The organism is Burkholderia territorii (assembly GCF_902833055.1).
Lineage (GTDB): Bacteria > Pseudomonadota > Gammaproteobacteria > Burkholderiales > Burkholderiaceae > Burkholderia > Burkholderia territorii.
In genome coordinates this window covers 211,396-227,025 of record NZ_CADFEJ010000005.1, presented here as the reverse complement: position 1 = coordinate 227,025, position 15,630 = coordinate 211,396, and the positions used below count along the sequence as shown (strand labels likewise).

13 protein-coding genes are annotated in these 15,630 nt (G+C 65.8%); 7 read left to right on the top strand and 6 right to left on the bottom strand.

Translation table 11 applies throughout. The annotated features are described in order from the left end of the window. Positions 1-17: 17 nt before the first annotated feature. The 3 genes from HW466_RS13055 (at position 18) to HW466_RS13045 (ending at position 4,897) form a co-directional block, all read left to right on the top strand. Entirely contained in the window at positions 18-2,054 is a 2,037-nt protein-coding gene (locus HW466_RS13055; protein ID WP_151003446.1) for a two-partner secretion domain-containing protein, read from the top strand. Positions 2,055-2,262: 208 nt separating this feature from the next. Beyond that, positions 2,263-3,996: a ShlB/FhaC/HecB family hemolysin secretion/activation protein gene (locus HW466_RS13050; protein WP_151003454.1), complete on the top strand. Its 1,734-nt coding sequence runs from the start codon at positions 2,263-2,265 to the stop codon at positions 3,994-3,996. Positions 3,997-4,048: 52 nt separating this feature from the next. Next, positions 4,049-4,897 carry a peptidylprolyl isomerase gene (locus HW466_RS13045; RefSeq protein WP_059505313.1) on the top strand — a complete coding sequence of 283 codons (849 nt, stop codon included), beginning with the start codon at positions 4,049-4,051 and terminating at the stop codon, positions 4,895-4,897. 126 nt (positions 4,898-5,023) lie between these two features. On the opposite strand, the gene HW466_RS31890 is transcribed toward HW466_RS13045, so the two are convergent. After that, positions 5,024-5,395 carry a hypothetical protein gene (locus HW466_RS31890; protein ID WP_239005997.1) on the bottom strand — a complete coding sequence of 124 codons (372 nt, stop codon included), beginning with the start codon at positions 5,393-5,395 and terminating at the stop codon, positions 5,024-5,026. An 18-nt stretch (positions 5,396-5,413) separates the two neighbouring features. Further along, complete coding sequence (deoC, locus tag HW466_RS13035; protein ID WP_151003444.1) at positions 5,414-6,094, bottom strand: deoxyribose-phosphate aldolase; 681 nt, start codon at positions 6,092-6,094, stop codon at positions 5,414-5,416. Between the two features lie 146 nt (positions 6,095-6,240). Here deoC and deoR point away from each other — a divergent pair, with 146 nt between their 5' ends. Further along, the gene (gene deoR / locus HW466_RS13030; protein ID WP_059505309.1) at positions 6,241-7,011 is read left to right on the top strand and encodes a DNA-binding transcriptional repressor DeoR; all 771 of its coding nucleotides are present in this window, start codon (positions 6,241-6,243) and stop codon (positions 7,009-7,011) included. A 41-nt stretch (positions 7,012-7,052) separates the two neighbouring features. Here deoR and fucP read toward each other — a convergent pair whose 3' ends face one another. Together fucP and rbsK are read right to left on the bottom strand one after the other, a co-directional pair. Next, a complete protein-coding gene (gene fucP, locus HW466_RS13025) occupies positions 7,053-8,426 on the bottom strand; it encodes an L-fucose:H+ symporter permease (RefSeq protein ID WP_151003442.1) in 1,374 nt (457 codons plus the stop codon). A 43-nt stretch (positions 8,427-8,469) separates the two neighbouring features. After that, entirely contained in the window at positions 8,470-9,396 is a 927-nt protein-coding gene (rbsK, locus tag HW466_RS13020) for a ribokinase (protein ID WP_059505305.1), read from the bottom strand. A gap of 304 nt (positions 9,397-9,700) precedes the next feature. Between rbsK and HW466_RS13015 the strand changes: the two genes are divergently transcribed. Then, positions 9,701-10,864 carry an aldose epimerase family protein gene (locus HW466_RS13015; RefSeq protein ID WP_151003440.1) on the top strand — a complete coding sequence of 388 codons (1,164 nt, stop codon included), beginning with the start codon at positions 9,701-9,703 and terminating at the stop codon, positions 10,862-10,864. Positions 10,865-10,891: 27 nt separating this feature from the next. Here HW466_RS13015 and HW466_RS13010 read toward each other — a convergent pair whose 3' ends face one another. Continuing rightward, on the bottom strand, positions 10,892-11,863 hold the full coding sequence (locus tag HW466_RS13010; RefSeq protein WP_059505258.1) for an AraC family transcriptional regulator: 972 nt from the start codon (positions 11,861-11,863) through the stop codon (positions 10,892-10,894). 94 nt (positions 11,864-11,957) lie between these two features. Between HW466_RS13010 and HW466_RS13005 the strand changes: the two genes are divergently transcribed. Then, on the top strand, positions 11,958-12,791 hold the full coding sequence (locus HW466_RS13005; protein ID WP_151003438.1) for an oxidoreductase: 834 nt from the start codon (positions 11,958-11,960) through the stop codon (positions 12,789-12,791). A gap of 333 nt (positions 12,792-13,124) precedes the next feature. Continuing rightward, the gene (locus HW466_RS13000; RefSeq protein WP_059505254.1) at positions 13,125-13,961 is read left to right on the top strand and encodes an alpha/beta fold hydrolase; all 837 of its coding nucleotides are present in this window, start codon (positions 13,125-13,127) and stop codon (positions 13,959-13,961) included. A gap of 156 nt (positions 13,962-14,117) precedes the next feature. Here HW466_RS13000 and HW466_RS12995 read toward each other — a convergent pair whose 3' ends face one another. Continuing rightward, positions 14,118-15,524 (bottom strand): 3-deoxy-D-arabino-heptulosonate 7-phosphate synthase, encoded by a 1,407-nt coding sequence (locus tag HW466_RS12995; protein WP_174905573.1) that lies wholly within the window; start codon positions 15,522-15,524, stop codon positions 14,118-14,120. Positions 15,525-15,630 lie beyond the last annotated feature (106 nt).

Sequence of the window (15,630 nt, the reverse complement as noted above, 5' to 3'; positions counted from 1 at the left end):
ACAATGTCGAGGGGAGAATGAAAAGAGGGATTGTCGAGAAAGCATTTGGTTTGGCATGGGCCAGCACGACGTGTTGCGCATTCGCGGCGGGCATAGTCCCGGACGGTGGGACCAGAACCTCGGTGTCAACCGGCGCAACGGGCCGTCAAACGGTCAATATTGCCCCTACCATCGGCGGCGTCTCGAACAACACCTACTCGTCCTTCAACGTCTCGAAAGCGGGCGCCGACCTGAACAACGTCGGCATCAACGCACGCACGATCGTCAACCAGGTCACGAGCACGAACCCGTCGCTGATTCAGGGCAACATCAACGTGCTGGGTCCGCGCGCGAACGTGATCCTGGCCAATCCGAACGGGGTCACGGTCGACGGTGGCAGCTTCACAAATACGGGTCACGTCGTTCTGTCGACGGGGCAGGTGGGCTTCACCGACCTCACGCTTGCGCCCGGTGTTGTACAGCGCAACGTCGTCCTGACGACCAATCGCGGTGCCATCACGATCGGTCCCGGCGGGTTATCGGGCACGCTGGTCAACCTCGACCTGATCGCCAAACAGCTGAGCATCAACGGACCGGTCACTAACGATTTCACGAGCTCGACGAGCGGCATCCGCGCGATCGCCGGCGATAGTACCGCGACGTACGACACGAGTTTCTCTCCATCGGACAACGGCCACGACTGGCTGATCGGCACGACATCGCCAGGCACCAAAAGCAACGCCGTCGCCGTCGACATCACGGCGGCCGGCGGGCTGACGGCCGGCCGCGTTCAGCTGATCGTTACCGACCAAGGCGCGGGCGTGCACAGCCTCGGCAAGATCTACGCGAACGCCGGCGACGTGGTAGTCACGGCAAACGGGGACATCGCAATTTCCGACGGTTCGCTAAAGGCAGAGCGCGACGTCGCACTGACGACACCCGGTACCGTGTCGCTGCAGGGCGCACAGGTAACGGCTGCGAACAACGTGAACGTTCAGGCCGGCAGCATCGCGCTGTCCGACGACGCTACCGGCCCAACGACCGTGAGCGCCGGCAACACGCTCAACCTGACGAGCAGCGGCGCGATTACCAACACCGGCAGCCTGATTCAGGCCGGCACGACGGCGAGCGACGGCACCACGACCGGCGGGGACGTGATCCTCACCGCAGCAGGCGACATCACGAACCGCTCCAGCGCGAACAACCTCGGCATCATGTTCGCGGCCAACGGCCAGACGAAGCTTACGGCGGGCGGCAACATCATCAACGACAACGCCCGCATTCTGTCGAACGGCGCCGTAAGCCTCACTGCCGCCGGTGACGTGCAGAACATCATCGACCATACCGGCGGCACGAACGGCGGCCAACCCACCGCGTATTCCGACCGCGGCGGCAGCTTCCTGTTCTTCACGCATACGACGAGCGGATTCAATGTTGACTACGGCATGGTCAGCAACCCGGATCAGCTCGCCTATGTCGCCGCCGTGCACGGCCCGGTGACGATCACGAGCCGCAACTTCACGAATGCCGGCGGGATCGTTCAATCGAACGACGGGGACGTCAATATCGCCGCGCAGAGCACCTTCATGAACGCCGCTGTCTTCACTGGCCAGGCGAGCTATACGCGCAGCTGCTGGATCTTCTGCCACGCCGACGCATCGAGCAACGTCACGCCGTACGGCGGCACAATCCAGGCAGGCGGCAACATCGGCATCAAGGCCGGCTCGGTCGCCCGTAACATCGGCGGCAATGTCTTCGCGACCGGCGACATCAAGGTCGACGCGCCGATCACATACGCGCAAGGCGTGACCGGCTACTCAGCGATCAACCAGCATCGCGGCTTCAAGGCGTTCTTCGGCAGTACGTGGGCGCAGATCATCGCGATGGATGTCGGCGGCAGCTTCACCGCGAACGGGAGCGTGACGCTCACAGGCGACGGCGTCATCGATGGCGGATCATTCAGTGCCGGCAAGGGCGTCACCGCGGCCGGTGGCATCACGACGGTACGCGCGCCGTCGCGCACGCCGGTCCAGATCGATCAGCATCTGGGCCTGACGACGTGGTGGTGGCGGTAGACGGGATGAACTACCAAACAAAAGATCGACTCGGGGTCGCTGTCATCGTGTTTCTCGCCGTCGTGGCCATCGTAGCCGCTGCTAAGAGCGAGACCGCTGGCATGACAGCATCAACGCTCGGGCACCTGCACGCACAACAACGATGAAATCACGCGCATTCCCCCGATTGAAGCTGCCGCTGCTTGTCGCGAGCCTCGCTGCATTCCACATGCCGGCGCACGCACAGACTCCGCCCCCCGCCGGTCGGCCGGTGCAGGATCCGGCGCAACTGATCATCGAGCAGCAACGCGAGCAAGCGCGCCAGCGTCAACTCGAACAGCCACCAGCTTCGATCACGGTCGCGCCGACACCGGAGGCGACCCTCGACATTCCGGTCGATACGCCGGTCGATGCCATCGTCGAAGCAGGGCCGACCTTTACGGTCAAGCAGATCGTCATGCAGGCACCCGACGGCAAGCCGTTCCAATCACCTCGCGGCATCTCGGCCGAGGAGCTCGACGCGATTGTCGAACCGTTCGTGAACCACGAGCTCGGCTCGCATCGCATCAACGTCTTGCTGAAGCGCATCACGGACGTGTTCGTCGCACACGGTCTCGTGACGACGCGTGCGCTGCTCGGCCCGCAGAACCTTGCCACCGGCACGCTGAAGATCACGATTCAACTCGGCACGATCGAAGCGTTCACGGTCAACGGCAAGCCGATCCACCGGCTCAAGGCGGGCGAAGCATCGGCGGGCGGCGGTTGGCTGACGGATGCCGGCTACGAAAATGCGTTTCCGGCGGCGACCGGCGAGCCGTTGCGCCTGTCGGATATCGATCAGGGCGTCGCGCAGATCAACCGTCTGCGCCGCAACCAGGCGACGGTCCAGATCCTGCCGGGCCAGAATCCTGGCGAATCGATCGTCGACATCGGTAACAAGTCGGGCGATCGGCTGTACTACACGTTGGGCGTCGACAACTACGGCAGTTCGGCGACCGGCGTGACACGTTATCGCGCGGGCATCGAGGCCGACAACCTGCTCGGCCTGCAGGAATCGCTGAGCGTGAACTTCCTCGACAGCCTCGATAGCAACGCGATCGTCGGCTCGTTCGCCGTGCCGTTCGGCCGTCATACATTCAGCTATACGATTTCCGATTCGGAATACCAGCAGGTGATCGGCACGACCGCACTCGAATACGGTCGCACGCTGTCGCACATCTTCGGCTGGAATTATCTTGTGGGCCGCAGCGTCAGCGATATCACCAGTGTGGACGCCACGGTGTCCTGGCGTCGTACCGATCGCGAGGTCAACGGCATCGATCTGGATCCGCAACGGGTTGCCGTATTGCGACTTGGCGGCAACTGGCTGCACAAGTTCGTAATGAACGACGCGCAGGGCAATTTCACGCTGAACGGCGGGGTGTCGCAGGGCCTGCCATGGTTCGGCGCGAACCATGATCCGCACGGCATCACGCGCGACGAAGCGCACAGCCAGTTCACAAAGGTGGATGCGACTGCTGCGTTCACGCTGCCGTTGCCGAAGATCGGGCACGCGCTGCTTGCGTATCGGGGCGTGCTCGGCGGGCAATATACGAACATGGCGCTGTTCGGATCCGAACAGCTATACCTCGGCGGGATGGATACCGTGCGCGGCTTTCGCTCGGGCGAGATTGCTGGTGATCGCGGCTTCTACTCGCGCAACGAACTGGCCTGGGTGAATGCGCCGGCGTGGAAGGACGGTCGAGTCGAGCCGTACGTGTTCGTCGATGCGGGTAAGGCCGGCCTTGTCTCGATACCGGGTTTCCCGACACTGGCCGGGGCGGGCGCAGGGCTGCGTGCACAATGGCAGTGGCACAAGCAGTACCTGTCAGGCGAGGTCCTGGTCGGGCGTGCGTTGACGCAGCCCGCTGCGCTTGGGCCGAAGGCAACGTTGGTATTGGCGACGGTCAACTGGAACTATTGACCGGCCCTGGACGATCCCAAGGGCTTGTGCGCTCATTTATTGGAAATGCGAAATGATGACGAAAACCAACCTGAGGTACACGCTGTCCACATTAACCCTCACTGCGGCATTGACGGGTTCGGCATTCGCGCAGACGTCGGCTGCATCACAGCCGACCGGCTCCGTTGCGACGGTCAACGGTACCGCGATCACACAAGCGGAAGTCGACGCAGTGCTGCGCGCGTCGCGGCAACCGGATACGCCGCAGGTGCGACAGGCGATCAAGAATCAGCTGATTGCGCGCGTGCTGATCCAGCAGGCAGCAGAGAAGGCAAACTACGGCAGCAAGCCGGAAGTGCAGGCAGCGATGCAGGTCGCCAAGGCGAATGCCGAGACGCAGCTGTATCTGAAGGACAACGTGAAGCCGGATCCGGTAACGGATGCGCAGGTCAAGTCTCGTTACGACGAGATCGTCGCGTCGCTCGGCAAGGACGAATACAAGCCGCGCCTGATCGTCGTCAGGGATGCGGCAACGGCCGCGACCGTACTGAGCGAACTGAAGGCGGGCAAATCGTTTGACGGACTCGCACGTCAATACAGCATCGCGCCGAGTCGGGACACGGGCGGAGAACTGCCGTGGGTGAGCTTCAAGGTGCCGGCGACGGAGGGCAAGACATCGGGTTTGCCGGTTGCGGTCGCGCAGGCGCTTGAAAAGCTGCCTGTCGGCGCCATCACACCCGAGTCGATTCCGATTGGCGGCGCACGCGCGATCGTCAAGCTGGATGCGAAGCGGCCGACGCAGGTGCCGACGTTCAACCAGGCGCAGGCGACGATCCGTCAGCAGCTCGGCGCGCTTGCGCTGGAAAAGGCAAGTGCGCAGTTTGTCGGTGGGCTGTTGAAGAACGCGACCATCCAGCAGTAGCGACCTCGGGGCACGGCAGCAGCATCGACTCGCATCAACAAGGATTTCGATGGTCTCGTCCGGAGCGAGCTTGGCGCTACCGGGCTCGCAAAGCATTGCCGAGCGGCCCCGGAATTTCCCGATCAGTCAGTGCTGACCAGAAGTACGAAAGTGCCGGAGCCGCAGGCAGAAAATCGACGAAATGGCGTGATGCGTGCGTATTGCAATGTCCCAAATGGTCAGCGCTGTTTGCGGCACGCCTATGCTTGGAGCACCGCCAGATCCCGCGGCAGCGTCCGCGTGACCATCGCAAGCAACTGCGGTGCTGCCGTCGGCCGCGGCGATCTGGATCATCATCAAATCCACGAACACGCCGCGTTGCGCCCGCGTGGTGCCTGGCGCAACATTGGCCAACGCATCGGCGAGCAGCCACGTTCGCGCGTACAGCGACACACCCGTGGTACCGGCACCGACGTTCCTGTCCGGGCTGCAGCCGCAGGACGAAGTGACGATCGACATCGAGCCGGCCGCGATCGCTCAGTACGCCGCGTCGCTGCCGCCCTGGTCGGTCACGATCGCCACTCCCGAGCTCGTGCCGAGCCGCGTCGCGCCGGCTTCGAGCATCGCGAGCGCGGTCGCACGGTCGCGCACGCCGCCCGATGCCTTCACGCCGAGCACGGGGCCGACCGTGCGGCGCATCAGCGCGACGTCCTGCAATTTCGCGCCACCGTGACCGAAGCCGGTCGACGTCTTCACGAACGCGACGCCGAGGTCGCGGCACATCTCGCACACGCGCACCTTCTCGTCGTCGGTCAGCAATCCCGTTTCGAGGATCACCTTGAGCGGGACCGCCGCGCACGCGCGGTGCACCGCGTCGATATCGGCCTTGACGTCGTCGGCGCGGCCGCTCTTCAATGCGCCGAGGTTGATCACCATGTCGATCTCGCGCGCACCCGCCGCGATCGCGGCCGACGCCTCGAACGCCTTCGCGGCGGACAATCCCGCGCCGAGCGGGAAGCCGACCACCGCACAGACGAGCACGCCGGTGCCGGCCAGCTCGAGCGCGGCAAGCGGCACGTTCGCCGAGTTCACGCAGACCGAGTAGAAGCGATGTTCGGCCGCCTGGCGGCAGAGTTCGCGGATCTGCGCGTCGCTGGCGTCGGGCGCGAGCAGCGTGTGATCGATGGTTTGGGCGAGCTGGGCGTTGGAAAGCGGCATGTGTCGGGACTCCACGAATCGTGTGCCGAAAAGGTACACGGAAAGTTGATGTTTTCACATCGGTTTGTTACAAATACGACATTCCGGCCGGGCCTGCGAGCCCGGCACGACGAGCGACGCACGGCACGGGCAGGCAGGATACGGGCATGGAAACGAAGAAGGGCGAACGGATCAAGACGCTGATGAACGTGCTGCAAGGGCAGAACGCGATTCATCTGAAGGAAGTCGCCGAACTGTTCGGCGTGTCGGAAATGACGATCCGCCGCGATCTCGCGGACAACCCGCACGGCCTCAGCCTGATCGGCGGCTACGTGACGCGCCATTTCGCCGCGCAGCGCAGCGACATCGGCGAATACCTGATCAGCGCCGAAAACAATCGGCAAACCGAGGAGAAGCGCCGCATCGGCAAGCTCGCCGCGCAGTTCGTGAAGACGGGCGACACGATCTTCGTCGATTGCGGCTCGACCACGCCGTTCATCATCGACTTCATTCCCGACGACCTCGAATTCACCGCCGTCTGCAATTCGCTGAACGTGTTCGCGAAGCTGCAGCAGAAACCGCATTGCAGCGTGATCCTGTGCGGCGGCGTGTATCACCGCAAGAACATGGTGTTCGAGTCGGTCGCGGAGACGGGCATCCTCGACACGGTGCGCGTGTCGAAGGCGTTCATCTCGGCGGCCGGCGTCAGCGACCGATGCGGCGTCACCTGCTTCAACTTCCACGAGGTCGACGCGAAGAAGAAGGTGATGGCGCGTGCGCAGAACCGCTTCCTGCTCGTCGATCACACGAAGTTCGACGAAGTGCGCGCCGCCTACTTCGCCGACCTGACCGACTTCAACTACGTGATCTCCGACGGGCAGTTGAGCCGCCGGTACGAGACGGCGATCCGCGAACACGGCATCGCACTCGTGACCTGATGCGCAATGGCGGCGCCGCTGGTCGATCTCGCGTCGCACCGTCAGGCGCCTGACGTGTTGCGCGTGTCGGCGTAGCGCGCGGATGCGCCGCCGTCGGCTGCCGTGGCGGGCATCGCCGCCGGCAGGTGGCGCAGGCAGTAGAACCCGTAGTGGACGATCACGACGAAGCACGCGAGCGGCACGACGAACGCGAGCTGCATGTTGCCGCCGGTGTGATCGGAGATCAGCCCCTGGATCAGCGGCACGACCGCGCCGCCGACGATGCTCATCACGAGGATCGAGCCGCCGTATTCGGTGTCCTTGCCGAGGCCGTCGATCGTCAGGCCGTAGATCGTCGGCCAGCACGGCCCCAGGAACACGCTCACGCACACTGCCGCGTAGACGGCGCTGATGTCGTGCACGCCGATCGTATACGCGAGCAGCGCGATGCACAGCACGCCGTACACGATCAGCACCTTGGCCGGGCCGACGCGCTTCATCACGAGCGTCGCGATCAGCTTGCCGACGAAGAACGCGAAGAAGGTCGCGAGCAGGTAGCGCGATGCACCGCGCTCGTTCAGGCCGCCGATCTGCATCGCGAGCCGGATCGTGAAGCTCCATACGCCGACCTGCGCGCCCACGTACAGGAACTGCGCGACGACGCCCGCGACGAAGCGCCGGTTGCCGGCGAGGCGCGCGAGCGTGCCGCGCGCGTCGACCCGGTGCGTAGCCGCGTTCGAGCCGTTGCCCTTGCAGGCCGGGTAGGGCGTCAGCGCGAATACGACGAATACGGCCACGAGCACGACGATCAGCCACTTGTACGGTTCGAGTGTCGCCTGGATCATCGCGAGCTGATGCAGGTGCGCGTCGGCCGCGGACATCGCCGCGAGCTGCGCGTGCGATGCGTCGCCTTCCTTGAAGATCAGGAAGCTGCCCATGTAGACGCCCGCCATCGCGCCGAACGGATAGAACGTCTGCGAGATGTTCAGGCGGCGCGTGCTGGTGTCGCGCGGGCCCATCAGCGTCGAATACGAGTTCGATGCCGTCTCGAGGAACGACAGACCCGCCGCGATCACGAACAGCGCGACGAGGAACATCCCGTACTTCGCCATCGACGCGGCCGGGAAGAACAGCAGGCAGCCGGTCGTGTAGAGCAGCAGGCCGATGAGGATAGTCGTCTTGTAGCTGAACTTCTTCACGACGGTCGCGGCGGGAATCGCGAGGAAGAAGTAGCCGAGATAGAACGCGGACTGCACGAATGCCGATTCGAAATCCGACAGGAAGAACGATTTCTTGAATTGCGCGATCAGCACGTCGTTCAGGTTGGCCGCGGTGCCCCACAGCGCGAACAGGCAGCACAGCAGCGTGAACGCGAAGAGGGGCGTGCGGTTCAGGTAGTAGCCGTCGGGCGTGTGTTCGATTCTGGCTCGGCTCATGGGTGTCTCCTTCCCGGATGGTCTCGTCGATGGACGGCGCCGTTCAGCGGGTGGCGTCGCGCAGGAAGCGTTCGAAGGTCGCGGCGTCGGCGTACGACTGCTGCGTGCCGAGGCCCGTGACCGAATGGGCGGCGTAGGCCGACGCGTAACGCATCGCGTCGATCGCATCGCCCGTTGCCGCGTAGCAGCGTGCGAAGCAGCCGATGTACGCGTCGCCGGCGCCCGTGGTGTCGCGCGCGTCGACCTGCACGCCGGCCACGTGCCGGGCGCCGTTGCGCGATACCAGCAGCGAGCCGTCGCTGCCGAGCGTGACGAGCACCTGCTTCAGCCCGCGTGCGACCAGCGATTCGGCAGCACGTGTCGCGCTGTCGCGCGAATCGACCGGCATGCCCGATACGATCGCGAGTTCGGTCTCGTTCGGCACGAAGAATTCGACGGAACGGATCCGCTCGAAATCGAGGCCGGCGACCGCGGGCGCGGGGTTCAGCAGCACCGGAATGCCGTGTCGTGCGCCGAAGTCGATTGCGTGATAGACGGTGTCGAGCTCGATCTCGAGCTGCAGCACGATCAGCGCGCATTCGACGAGCTTCGGCGCGGCCGCGTCGATGTCGGCGGGGCGCAGGTGTCGGTTCGCGCCCTTGACGATCAGGATGCTGTTGCTCGAATCGGGCTCGACGAAGATCGGCGCGACACCGCTCGGCACGCCGGCGACCTTGCGCACGTGCGTCGTGTCGATGCCTTCGCGCTCGAAGTTGCGGATCGTGTTGTCGGCGAACACGTCGTCGCCGACCTTCGTGACCATCACGACACGCGCGCCGAGGCGCGCGGCCGCGACGGCCTGGTTTGCGCCCTTGCCGCCGCAGCCGAGCGCGAAGCTCGGTGCCTCGAGCGTTTCGCCGCGGGCGGGCATGCGCGTGACGTAGGTCACGAGGTCGACCATGTTGCTGCCGATGACGGCGATTGTCTCCATCTGTGTCTCTTCCCTGGAATGGGCGGCCTGTTTGCGCGATGAGCGGTGGCCGTCACGAGTGAGAATAAAATCACAATAAATGTGAGAATGCAATCTTATGATGTGAGACGGCTCACTATGTGGGAGTGGTGGCCGAACATGCTGCGCGAATCACCGTCGGGCAGTGCTGGTATCGACGCTCCTCACGTGGACGCTGACCACCGCGATCGTCGTCGTGATCGTGATGACGCCGGCGTGTCGCTGCACGCCGCGCAGGCATGCAAATTGCGCGGCGCTACGCACGAAGACGCTCCGGAGGTTTCTCATGAACCGAATCTTGCCGCGGCGCCCGCTGCTCGCACTTGGTGTGTTCGCAACTTTCGCCCTTGGCGCGAGTGCCGCATCGGCGGCCCCTGACGTATCGATCGGCCGCGCGGACTACGGCACCACCGCGGCCGGACAAGCGGTAAGCCAGTACACGCTCGCCAATGCGCACGGCGTGACGCTGAAGATCATCACGTACGGCGGCATCGTGACCGCGCTCGACGTGCCGGACCGCGCGGGCAAGGTTGCCGACGTGGTTCTCGGCTTCGATTCGCTGCGCGACTACGAAGCGCACAACGGCAACATCCATTTCGGCGCGCTGATCGGCCGCTATGCAAACCGCATCGCGCGCGGCCGCTTCACGCTCGACGGCAAGACGTGGACGCTGCCCGTCAACGATCCGCCGAATACGCTGCACGGCGGCCCCGCCAGCTTCGACGCGAAGGTCTGGACGGTGACCGGCACGCACGGCGACGGGAGCGGTTCGAGCGTGACGCTGCGTTACGTCAGCCCCGACGGCGAGAACGGTTTCCCCGGCACGTTGACGGTGGACGTGACCTACACGCTGACACGCGACAACCTGGTTCGCATCGACTATCGCGCGACGACGGACAAGGACACCGTCGTCAACCTGACCAATCACAGCTATTTCAATCTGGCCGGACAGGACGGCGGCAGTGTCGAGCGGCAGCTGATCCAGATCGCCGCGTCGCGCTTCACGCCGACCGATGCGACGTCGATTCCGACCGGCGAGCTCGCGAGCGTGACGGGCACGCCGATGGACCTGCGCGAATTGACGCCGATCGGCGCACATTTGCGCGACGGGTATGCGCAGCTCGTGCTCGCGCACGGCTACGATCAGAACTGGGTGCTCGACCAGGGCGGGCAGCCGGCCCCCGCGTTTGCCGCGCGTGCATACGACCCGGCGTCGGGGCGCTTCATCGAGGTGTACACCACGCAGCCGGGGCTGCAGTTCTATACGTCGAACGGTTTGAACGGCAGCGTCGCGGGCAAGGGCGGTACGGTTTACCGGCAGACCGACGCGTTCGCGCTGGAAGCCGAGCATTTTCCCGATTCGCCGAATCATCCGTCGTTCCCGACGACGGTGCTCAAGCCGGGCCAGACGTTGCACGAAGTGACCGTGTGGAAGGTAGGCGCGCGGTGACGCGCCCGTGAAGCGGCCAGCGGCGTGTCAATGCGACGACACGTACACCGCATCGTCGAACGCCGCCGGAATCGCGAACTGCGCGCGCATGCGCCTGGCCTCCTGCGCGGGCGTCGCGCCGAACAGCCGCTTGAATTCCCGGCTGAACTGCGACGCGCTCGTATAGCCGACCGCATGGCCGGCCGCCTCCGCGGTCAGATCCTGGCGCACCATCAACAGGCGCGCCTGGTGCAGCCGCGTCGACTTCAGGTACTGCATCGGCGACACCTGCGTGACCGCCTTGAAGTGGCTATGGAAGCTCGGCACGCTCATGCCGGCCTCGGCGGCCAGTTGCGTCACGTCGAGCGCCTGCGCGTAATCGGCGTGGATCAGGCGCAACGCACGACCGATCCGGCCGAACTGCCCGCGCATCGCCAGCGCGTTTCTCATCGCGCTGCCTTGCGCGCCGGTGAGCACGCGGAAATACAGTTCGCGCAGCAGCCCGGGGCCGAGCACCGCCGCTTCGAGCGGCCGGTACATCGCCTCGACGAAGCGCAGCACGGTCGCGTGCATCGCGTCGTCCATTTGCGTCGACATCATGCTTCTCGGCGCCTGCACGGGTTCGGGGATCCCCTCGCGATCGATCTGCGCGGCCAGTTCGGCGGCCATCGGGAAATCGAGGTGCAGATACAGCGCGAGCAGCGGACGCTCCGCCGTTGCATCGGTTTCCATGCTGAACGGTACGGGCACCGATACGGCCAGGTAATGATCTTCGTCGTACAGGTAGCGTTCGCCCCCGAAATAGCCGCGCTTGCTGCCCTGGCACACGATCACGATGCCCGGGTCGTACAGCACGGGCGTGCGGGATAGCGCACGGTTCGAACGCAGGATGCGCACGCTGGGCAGTGCGGTCAGGTTGTAGCCCTCGTTCGGCGCCAACGCATGCAGCAACGCGATCAGCCGTTGGCGGCCGCGCGCGGCGGGCAACGGAGGGCAGGACGACGCGGGTGCGGTGCTCATAGTTTCAGGCAAGAAATTCAGCGTAATCGGACTTATTCGGAGTGGTTCGCAAGACTAGTATGCATGCTTCGATCGACATTCGGGAGAAGCTCACATGGCATCCGGCAACATCATGCTCATCACCGGCGTCAGCAGCGGCTTCGGCCGGGCGCTCGCGCAAGCGGCGCTGGCCGCCGGACATACGGTGGTCGGCACCGTGAGAAGCGAAGCGGCGAAACAGGCGTTCGACGCGCTGTCCCCGCATGCGGCCATCGGGCGCGTGCTCGACGTGACCGACTTCGCGCGCATCGACGGCGTGGTCGCGGAAATCGAGGCGAGCGTCGGGCCCGTCGACGTGCTGGTGAACAACGCGGGCTACGGGCACGAAGGCATCATGGAGGAGTCGCCGCTGTCGGAGATGCGTCGACAGTTCGACGTGAACGTATTCGGCGCCGTCGCGATGATGAAGGCCGTCGTGCCGTTCATGCGGAAGCGCCGGCGCGGCCGGATCCTCAACATCACGTCGATGGGCGGCCACATCACGATGCCGGGCATCGCCTATTACTGCGGCAGCAAGTTCGCGCTCGAAGGCATTTCCGAGACGCTCGGCAAGGAGCTCGCGCCGTTCGGCATCGCGGTGACGGCGGTGGCGCCAGGCTCGTTCCGCACCGACTGGGCCGGCCGTTCGATGACGCGCACACCGCGTTCGATCGCCGATTACGACGCGCTGTTCGACCCGATCCGCCAGGCGCGCGAGGAGAAGAGCGGCCGGCAGCCTGGCGATCCCGCGAAGGCTGCGCGCGCGATGCTCGCGATCATCGAGGCGGACCATCCGCCTGCCCATTTGCTGCTCGGCAGCGATGCGCTCCGGCTGGTGCGCGCCAAATGGTCGGCGCTGGAAGACGAAATCCGCACATGGGAGGAGCTGACCGTATCGACGGACGGATGACGCGCGATCGCTCGTGCGCGACGAGCGGTACGGCGGGTTGCGTTGCATGTCTGGCCTGGCGGCGCGGGCGCACCGCTTCGACGGTGTGCCCGTGCGGACCGGCGACGAACGCGGCAAGTGGTCGCGTGATGTTGCAGCACGTCGCGGTTGCTTGGGGGAACCACGCTCCACGCATGCAATTTGGCTTCATGACATAGTCGCGGTTTTCCGCTACAACACTGGAGTGCCGCGTCGACCGGCGCGGTGTGCCGCCGCGCCGCGGTTCGTCACCGACACCCGCCCGGGTGGACGGCCGGCACGCGACGTTCACCTACCCCAAAGGAGCCTGCAGCCATGCCGTACATCACCACGAAGGACAATGTCGACATCTTCTACAAGGACTGGGGCCCGAAGGATGCGCGCCCGATCATGTTCCACCATGGCTGGCCGCTGTCTTCCGACGACTGGGATGCCCAGATGCTGTTCTTCGTCCAGAAGGGCTATCGCGTGGTTGCGCACGATCGTCGCGGCCACGGCCGGTCCACGCAGGTTTCCGACGGCCACGACATGGATCACTACGCGGCGGACGCGTTCGCGGTGGTGGAAGCGCTCGACCTGCGCAACGCGGTTCACGTCGGCCACTCGACCGGCGGCGGCGAAGTCGCGCGCTACGTGGCTCGCCACGGCGAACCGGCAGGGCGCGTCGCGAAGGCGGTGCTGGTCAGCGCGGTGCCGCCGCTGATGCTGAAGACGGACGCGAACCCGGAAGGTCTGCCGCTCGAGGTGTTCGACGGCTTCCGCAAGGCGCTCGCCGACAACCGCGCGCAGTTCTTCCTGGACGTGCCGTCCGGCCCGTTCTATGGCTTCAACCGGCCGGGCGCGGTGGTGCATCAGGGCGTGATCCAGAACTGGTGGCGCCAGGGCATGATCGGCGGCGCGAAGGCGCACTACGACGGCATCAAGGCGTTCTCTGAAACGGACCAGACCGAAGACCTGCGGTCGATCTCGGTGCCGACGCTGGTGCTGCACGGCGAAGACGACCAGATCGTGCCGATCGCGGATTCGGCGCTGAAGTCGGTCAAGCTGCTGAAGAACGGCACGCTGAAGACGTATCCGGGCTATTCGCACGGGATGCTGACGGTCAATGCCGACGTGCTGAACGCCGATCTGCTGGCCTTCATCGAGTCGTAACGCCATCGGCGCATGCCCGCTTTCGCGGGCTGCGCCGTGCGGGCCGGTCACGCGGGGCGCCGCGTCGACTTGCGTGCGCGCGGCCCCGTCTTGCCGCCGCGTCGCGGCGTGCGTGCGATCGCGCGTGCAGCCGCAGCGCGCCGCACGCATCATGGATCACACGTCGTTTGCGGCGCTGTCGTCGACATCGCCTTCGATCGCGGCCATCAGATCGTCGACGCCCACCATCAACGCCCGAACCTGCCGCAGCGATTCGTACTGATGCAGCACGGCGCGCCATGACGGCTGCTCCAGCAGCGCTTGCCAGACTGCGCCGAGGCCGTGCGGATCGGCATCCGCATGCTGTGCCAGCGCGCTCGCATATTCGAGGCTCGCCGGCGCCGACAGCAACTGCATCCGGCTTGCCGCGCCCAGCAGGCGCGGCGCGGGATCCGCCGCTGCATCGCAGCAGTAGAGCACTTCGCGCTGCAGTGCCGCGTCGTCGGTCGTCAGCGCGTGCAGCGATGCCCCGTGCAGGCGTACCGCGCCTTCGCGCGTGTCGAACGTGTAGACGGTGTCCGGATCGGCTTGCGCGAGCAGGCTCAGGCCGCGCAGCAGGCGCGGCAGGTCGGTGGTCGCGGCATCCGCCGACGCTTTCGCTTCGACGAGAAACAGCACGTGCCAGGCGGCCGACGCATCGTCGCCGCGCGCGCGCTCGAGCAACACGGCATCCCATTCGGTTTTCGCGCGGTCGTGCCTGGCCGGTATCGACGCCGGCACGCGCATCGACGTGACCACGCGATACGTGCGGTGCGCGTCGTGCGCTTCGAGTTGCGCGGCCAGCGCATCGAGCGCCCGCGCGGCCAGCGCTTCGACGGCCGCGCCTCGCTGCTGCGACGTGGCGCCTTGCGCGACGGCGAGCGCGCTGCCTTCGAGCGGGCCCTGGCGGCTCCACAGCGCGCGGTATTGCCGGACGTCGGGATCCGGCGACAATGCGTCGAGACGCTGAAGCCGGGCGAGTGCGGCGCTGTCCTTCAGTTTGGCGATGTCTTGCTCGAACGCGGTGTCGGTCGCCATCTCCGGTTGCGCGAGCAAGTGCCGCAGCGCGGCATCGAGATCGACCCACGATGCGCCGGCCGCGGCCGCATGCAGCCGTGCGAGCGGCTCGCGTTGCCATGCCTGCGCATGTCGTTCGAGCCGGGCCGGGTGTGCGATCGTGTTGACGGCCGAACGCAGCGTGCGCCGATCCTGCTCGGCATGCGCGGCGAGCGACGCGTATTCGCGCACGGCCGCGACACCATGTCGAAGCACCGCCGCCTGGAACGCAGGGTCGCCGGATCGGGTGTCGATCGCGTCGCCGATCATCCGCGCGAGCGCGTCGATGAAACGGCGTTGCAATGCCGGAGCGGGCGTGAGGCCGTCGGCCTGCATCCGGCGCGCTTCCTCGATCACGATGGCGATGACGGTGGCCGGGCTCGCGGCGTCGGTCAGCGACGATGCGCGCACGAACGGCGGCAGCCGGTAGCGGCGATCGACGGTTCGCAGGACTTCGTCCAGCAGGGCAGGCAACGGTGTCGGCGGCATGGCGAATGGCGGGAGGGGCACGCGCTTCGTGCGCGACGGACGATGTGCAACGGTATCACGCAGTACCGGAAGCCGGGCCGGGCCGCGCCTGCGCCGTGATGCGCGC